Annotated in this window: 6 protein-coding genes; 3 read left to right on the forward strand and 3 right to left on the reverse strand. The window is 74.8% G+C overall.

What is annotated here, in order from left to right; translation table 11 throughout:
- Together AC3A3H_RS00135 and nirD are read right to left on the reverse strand one after the other, a co-directional pair.
- The coding region (locus AC3A3H_RS00135) for a sirohydrochlorin chelatase (protein WP_487612504.1) at positions 1-354 on the reverse strand (354 nt) is incomplete at its 3' end.
- Positions 351-737 (reverse strand): nitrite reductase small subunit NirD, encoded by a 387-nt coding sequence (gene nirD, locus AC3A3H_RS00140; RefSeq protein WP_487612505.1) that lies wholly within the window; start codon positions 735-737, stop codon positions 351-353. The genes nirD and AC3A3H_RS00135, both read right to left, overlap by 4 nt.
- Positions 738-956: 219 nt before the next feature.
- Here nirD and nirB point away from each other — a divergent pair, with 219 nt between their 5' ends.
- The 3 genes from nirB to AC3A3H_RS00155 are packed head-to-tail and all read left to right on the forward strand — an operon-like array spanning position 957 to position 5,453.
- Positions 957-3,548, forward strand: coding sequence for a nitrite reductase large subunit NirB (gene nirB, locus AC3A3H_RS00145; protein ID WP_487612506.1), 2,592 nt, complete (start codon positions 957-959; stop codon positions 3,546-3,548).
- Positions 3,545-4,327, forward strand: a complete 783-nt coding sequence (gene cobA / locus AC3A3H_RS00150) for a uroporphyrinogen-III C-methyltransferase (RefSeq protein ID WP_487612507.1) — start codon at positions 3,545-3,547, stop codon at positions 4,325-4,327. Before nirB ends, cobA begins: the two co-directional genes overlap by 4 nt.
- Before the next feature lies 1 nt (position 4,328).
- Complete coding sequence (locus AC3A3H_RS00155; protein WP_487612508.1) at positions 4,329-5,453, forward strand: uroporphyrinogen-III synthase; 1,125 nt, start codon at positions 4,329-4,331, stop codon at positions 5,451-5,453.
- A 16-nt stretch (positions 5,454-5,469) separates the two neighbouring features.
- Here AC3A3H_RS00155 and AC3A3H_RS00160 read toward each other — a convergent pair.
- Positions 5,470-6,032: (2Fe-2S)-binding protein (locus AC3A3H_RS00160; protein ID WP_487612509.1), on the reverse strand; the 563-nt coding region annotated here is incomplete at its 5' end.

The raw sequence follows: 6,032 nt of genomic DNA on the forward strand, positions 1-6,032 counted from the left end.
CTGCTGCCCGGCTTCCGCCAGCCGGCCGGCGAGCGCCTCGATCAGGCGCGGGTCCGGCCCGAGCGCGGCGGTCACGGCCGTGGGCAGCGGGGCAGCGGCGGCGGCCTCCGCCAGGTCGACGTAGACGTGGTAACCGGCCGAGAGCAGCAGCGGGACGATGACGGCGCGATCCGCACGGCCTGCCCGCGCGGCGTCGCCGAGCGCCGACGGCACATCGGGCTGCTCGACGTCCACGTGACAGCCCACGACCTCCACCGGCAGCGACTCCGCGACGGCCTCCACCAGCCGGCGGACGGCGGCGCGGCCCTCCGGGGAGGAGGTGCCGTGCGACGCGGCGAGGACCACCTCGGTCACGGGGCCTCCGGCTCCGGCCCGACCAGCTCGATCTCGATGAAGCCGCCCACGATGCGGGTGCGGAAGGTGCGCAGGGCGAGCGCCGGGTCCGAGAAGCACTCGCCGGTCCCGAGGTCGTAGACCTCCTTGTGCAGCGGGGACGCCACGGTCGGCCGGTCGCCGCGCGAGCCGACGATGCCGCGCGCCATCACGGGTGCGCCGCCCGCCGGGTCCTCGTGCGCGACGGCGTAGACCTCGCGTGGCGAGAGCAGGAACACCGCGATCTGGCGCATCCGGAGCAGCACCGCCTCGCCCCAGGACGGCTCAAGGTCGTCGACGCGGCAGGCCCGCACCCAGGTGCCCGGTGCGGCGTCCGTTCCCTCGGTCAGCTGCGTGATCGTCATGCTCCGACGGTAGGACTCCGATGTTTCCGCGGTCGTCGCCGTGTGTAACGTCCGCGTGAAACCGGGCTCACACCTCCCCGGCGGCCGTGTGCGACCGGTGTTAACGCCCGGTTACACAGCCGAAACGGAAGGGAAACCGCCTCCTTCTAGGCTCGAAAGGCACCGGCCGGGATACCGGCCGGCGCGGCGGCAGCCGCTGAACACGGAAGGGGCGCCCGCATGACGACACGACGCACGGTGATCGTAGGGGGCGGCCCGGCCGCGCACCGCCTGGTGGACGCGCTGGTCTCGCGCGGCGGAGGCGAGGCCCGGTCGATCGTGGTGATCGCCGAGGAGCCCTACCTCCCCTACGACCGGGTCCAGCTGAGCAAGCGCCTCGCCGACGGCGGCGTCGACCTCACCCTCGAGCCGGCCTCGCACTGGGAGGACGCCGCCGTCGAGCTCCGCATCGGGGAGGCGGCGACCGCCATCGACCGGGCGGCCAAGACGGTCACGACGTCCGCCGGGGTGGTCCTCCACTACGACGACCTGGTGCTCGCCACCGGGTCCTCCGCCCCGGTCCCTGACATCCCGGGCGCCGCCGCGAGCCGGGTCTACCGCACGATCGACGACGTCGACGCGCTCGTCGCCGAGGTCGCCGAGCTGCGCGAGCGGCTCGGCCGGGCTCCGCGGGTCGCGGTCGCAGGCGGCGGCCTGCTCGGCCTGGAGGCCGCGGGCGGTGTCGCGGCGCTCGGCGCGGAGGCGGTCATCATCCACTCGGGCGGCTGGCTGATGTCGGCGCAGCTCGACGAGGGCGCCGGCCAGGCGCTGGGGCGGCTCATCTCGGCCCGTGGGGTCGACCTCCACCTGGGCACCCGCCCGCGCGAGATCGTGCTCGGCGACGACGGCCTCCCGGTGTCGGTGCGGTGCGCCGACGGCCGAGCGGTGCCCGCTGACATCGTGGTGTTCGCGATCGGCATCCGCGCCCGCGACGAGCTGGCGAGGGAGGCCGGGCTCGCGACGGTCGAGCGCGGCGGCGTGATCGTCGACGAGGCCTGCACCACCTCGGATCCCGCGATCTGGGCGATCGGCGAGGTCGCCGCAATCGACGGCCGCACCGTCGGCCTGGTCGCCCCAGCCAACGCCATGGCCGAGACGGTCGCCGACCGGCTGCTCGGCGGCGACGCGACGTTCACGACCGTGGACGACGCCACCAAGCTCAAGCTCTCCGGCGTGGACGTCGCGAGCTTCGGCGACGCGTTCGCCCGCGAGGCGGGCGCGCTGGAGATCGTCTACGCCGACCCGGCGCGCGGCCTGTACCAGAAGCTCGTCGTCAGCGACGACGCCAAGACCCTGCTCGGCGGCGTGTTCGTCGGCGACGCTGCCCCGTACGCCGGCCTCCGGCCGCTGCTCGGCCGCGAGCTCGACGCCGAGCCGGCCGCCTACCTCTCGGCCGCGGGCGCCGAGCCTCCCGCCGGCGGCGCTCTACCCGACGACGCGTACGTGTGCTCGTGCAACAACGTCACTGCGGGCACCGTGCGCGCGGCCGTCGCCGACGGCTGCCACGACCTCGGCGAGCTGAAGTCGTGCACCCGCGCCGGCACCCAGTGCGGCTCGTGCGTCCCGCTGGTGAAGAAGCTGCTGGAGGCCGAGCTCACCGCCTCCGGCGCCACCGTCTCGCACGCGCTGTGCGAGCACTTCGAGCTGTCCAGGCAGGAGCTCTTCGAGTCCGTCCGCGTGCTCGGCCTGACCAGCTGGGAGGAGACGATCGGCCGGCTCGGGTCCGGCCGCGGCTGCGACATCTGCAAGCCCGCCGTCGGCTCGATCCTCGCCAGCCAGCACAGCGGCTACCCGCTCGACGGCGGCCGCGGCCCGCTGCAGGACACCAACGACCGCGCGCTCGCCAACATGCAGAAGGACGGCACGTACTCGGTCGTCCCGCGCATCCCCGGCGGCGAGATCACCCCGCAGAAGCTCGCGGTGATCGCGCAGGTGGCGACGGACTTCGGCCTCTACACGAAGATCACGGGAGGCCAGCGCATCGACATGTTCGGGGCCCGCCTCGACCAGCTCCCGGACATCTGGAAGCTGCTCGTCGACGCCGGCTTCGAGTCGGGCCAGGCCTACGGCAAGGCGCTGCGGAACGTGAAGAGCTGCGTCGGCTCCACCTGGTGCCGCTACGGGGTGCAGGACTCGGTCGGGATGGCGGTCTCGCTCGAGCTGCGGTACCGCGGCCTCCGCGCTCCGCACAAGTTCAAGTTCGGGGTCTCCGGCTGCGCGCGCGAGTGCGCGGAGGCGCGCGGCAAGGACGTCGGGGTGATCGCGACCGACAAGGGCTGGAACCTGTACGTCGGCGGCAACGGCGGCTTCCAGCCCGCGCACGCGCAGCTGCTCGCCTCCGACCTCGACGACGAGACCCTGGTGCGCTACATCGACCGCTACCTCATGTACTACATCCGCACGGCCGACCGGCTGCAGCGCACGGCCCGCTGGATGGAGGACCTCGACGGCGGCGTCGACCACGTGCGCGAGGTGGTCGTGGAGGACTCCCTCGGCCTCGGCGCCGAGCTGGAGGCCGCGATGGCCAAGCACATCGACACCTACGAGGACGAGTGGGCGGCGACGCTGCGCGACCCGGAGCGCCTGCGCCGGTTCCGGTCGTTCGTGAACGCGCCGGCCGAGGCCGATCCGTCGATCGCGCGGGTCGAGGAGCGCGGGCAGCTGCGCCCGGCGACCGCGGAGGAGCGCGCGGCGGGCGCCGTGCTGCTCGCCGGGACGACCATCCCGGTGCGGGCGGGCGCCGCTCCGGCGGCGGAAGGAGAGACCCCATGACGAGCGGCAGCACCGGATCGGTGACCCTGGTCGGCGGCGGCCCGGGCGACCCCGACCTCCTGACCGTCGCGGCGGCCCGTGCGCTCGCGGCGGCCGATGTCGTGCTCTACGACCGGCTCGCCCCGCACGAGACACTGGCCGAGCTGGCTCCGGGTGCGGAGCTGATCGACGTGGGCAAGCGGCCGGGCCACCACCCGATCCCGCAGGACCAGATCGAGCGCCTGCTGGTCGCGCACGCCCGGGAGGGCGCCAATGTCGTCCGGCTGAAGGGCGGCGACCCGTTCGTCTTCGGGCGCGGCGGCGAGGAGGTGGAGGCGTGCCGGCGGGCGGGCATCCCGGTGAGCGTCATCCCCGGGGTGACCAGTGCCGTCGCGGTGCCCGCGGCGGCCGGGATCCCCGTCACGCACCGCAGCGCCTCCCGGATGTTCACGGTCGTCTCCGGCCACGCGCCGCTCGCACCGGCCGAGCTGGAGCATCTCGCCGGGCTCGGCGGCACGATCGTCATCCTGATGGGGATCACCAACCTCCCGTCGATCACCGCGGGGCTGGCCCGGTTCGGGATGGACCCCGAGATGCCGGTCGCTGTGGTGGAGCAGGGGTTCTCGACGCGGCAGCGCACGACGTTCGGCGACCTGCGGACGATCCTGACCGAGGCGGTGAAGGCCGGGGTCGGCTCGCCGGCGGTGGTCGTGATCGGCGAGGTGGTCCGGCTCGCACGCGGCGGCGACGCCGGCGCGACGACCGCGCTGGCCGACGCCGCCGCGGTGACCGGAGGCTGACATGGGCGACGAACGCATCGCGGCCTTCCGCCCCGACCAGCTGACCGGGTTCCGGATCGGCGTGACCAGCGACCGGCGCTCGGCGGACCTGATCGACGCGTTCGAGCGGCGCGGAGCGGCCGTGCTGCACGCGCCGACGGTGCACATGCGGCACGCCGAGGACGACGCGCCGGTCATCGCGGACACCGAGCGGATCATCGCGGCGGCGCCGGACGTGCTGCTCGCCACCACCAGCTACGGGATGCGGCGCTGGTTCGAGGTCGCCGACTCGGCCGGGCTCGGCGAGGACCTGCAGCGCGCGCTCGCGGAGTCGACCATCCTGGTGCGCGGCCCGAAGGCGCGCGGGTCGGTGCGGGCGGCGGGACTCGACGACGCGGGGATGAGCGACGAGGAGACCACGGCCTCCCTCGTCTCGAAGGTGATCGCGGAGTTCCCGCCGGGGATCACGGTGGCGGTCCAGCTGCACGGGCAGAAGGACGTCGGGCAGCTGCAGCGGCTGCAGGAGGCGGGCGACCGGGTCATCACCGTCGCGCCGTACACCTGGTCGGTCGCAGAGGACGACGACGAGCGGGCGACCCGGCTCGTGGACGCGATCGCGTCGCGGCAGCTGGATTGCGTGACCTTCACGAGCGCGCCGGCGGTCGACGGCCTCTTGATCGCGGCGCTCGCCCGCGGCAGGCACCCGGAGGTGCTGGAGGCGTTCCGCACCGACGTGGTGGCCGCGAGTGTCGGACCGGTGACCTCGGCGCCGCTGCTCAGCGCGGGCGTCGAGCCGCTGCAGCCGGAACGGTTCCGGATGGGCGCGCTCATCCGCCTGGTCTGCGAGCAGCTGGAGGCGGAATCCACCCGGCGGGTGAGCACCCGGCACGGGGAGGTCGAGCTGCGCGGCACCGTCGCCGTCGTGGCCGGGACCCCGGTGCGGCTGACGCCGACGTCGCTGTCGCTGTTCCGCGCGCTGGTCGCGGCGAACGGCGCCGTGGTGTCGCGCCGGGAGCTGTCCGTCGCGCTCGACGGCGGCTGCGACGAGCACGCGATGGAGGTCTCGCTGAGCCGGCTCCGGCAGAGCCTGGGGACGCCGGGGCTGGTCGCCACGGTCGTGAAGCGCGGGTACCGGCTCGACGTCTGAGCCGTCGCCCCGCCAGTCACACGACGGGCGCGGCGGCCAGGATGGCGGCGATGCGGCCCTTGCAGCCGCCGCAGCCCGTGCCGGCCCTGGTGTCACGGCCGACGCACTCGACGGTGTCGCAGCCGGCGGCCACGGCCTCCCCGATCCGGCCGGCGGTGACGCCGTTGCACCAGCAGACCGTCGCGTCCGGCCCGAGGGGGTCCTCGACGGCGACGGCTCCGGGGTCGGCGGCGTCCAGTCGCAGCAGCGCCGACGGCTCGGCCGGCAGGGCGGCGCCGCGCTCGAACAGCAGCGTCAGCTCCGCACCGGCCTGAGGGAGGCCGACCGACACGAACCCGGTCAGGGCGCCCTCCCGCACCACGGTCTTCAGGTACGCCGCGCGCGACGGGTCGAGCCACACGGTCACCTCGGCGTCCGCGTCCCACGGCTCCGCGCCGTGGTCGCCGCCGGAGACGACGTCGATCCCGGTCGCCTTGAGCATCACTGCCGTCGGCCGCTCGCGGAGGGCGATCGCCGCCTCCACGCCCGCGACGGCTCCCGCCGCCTCCGCCCGGAGCCGGCGCGCGAGCGCGGCCGCCT

The sequence above is a fragment of the Leifsonia sp. Soil_N53 genome, assembly GCF_057655165.1.

Bases quoted from the DNA above. Each gene is read 5' to 3' on its own strand.
- nirD (WP_487612505.1), bottom strand. From the start codon at position 737: ATGACGATCACGCAGCTGACCGAGGGAACGGACGCCGCACCGGGCACC.
- nirB (WP_487612506.1), top strand. From the start codon at position 957: ATGACGACACGACGCACGGTGATCGTAGGGGGCGGCCCGGCCGCGCAC.
- AC3A3H_RS00155 (WP_487612508.1), top strand. From the start codon at position 4,329: ATGGGCGACGAACGCATCGCGGCCTTCCGCCCCGACCAGCTGACCGGG.
- cobA (WP_487612507.1), top strand. From the start codon at position 3,545: ATGACGAGCGGCAGCACCGGATCGGTGACCCTGGTCGGCGGCGGCCCG.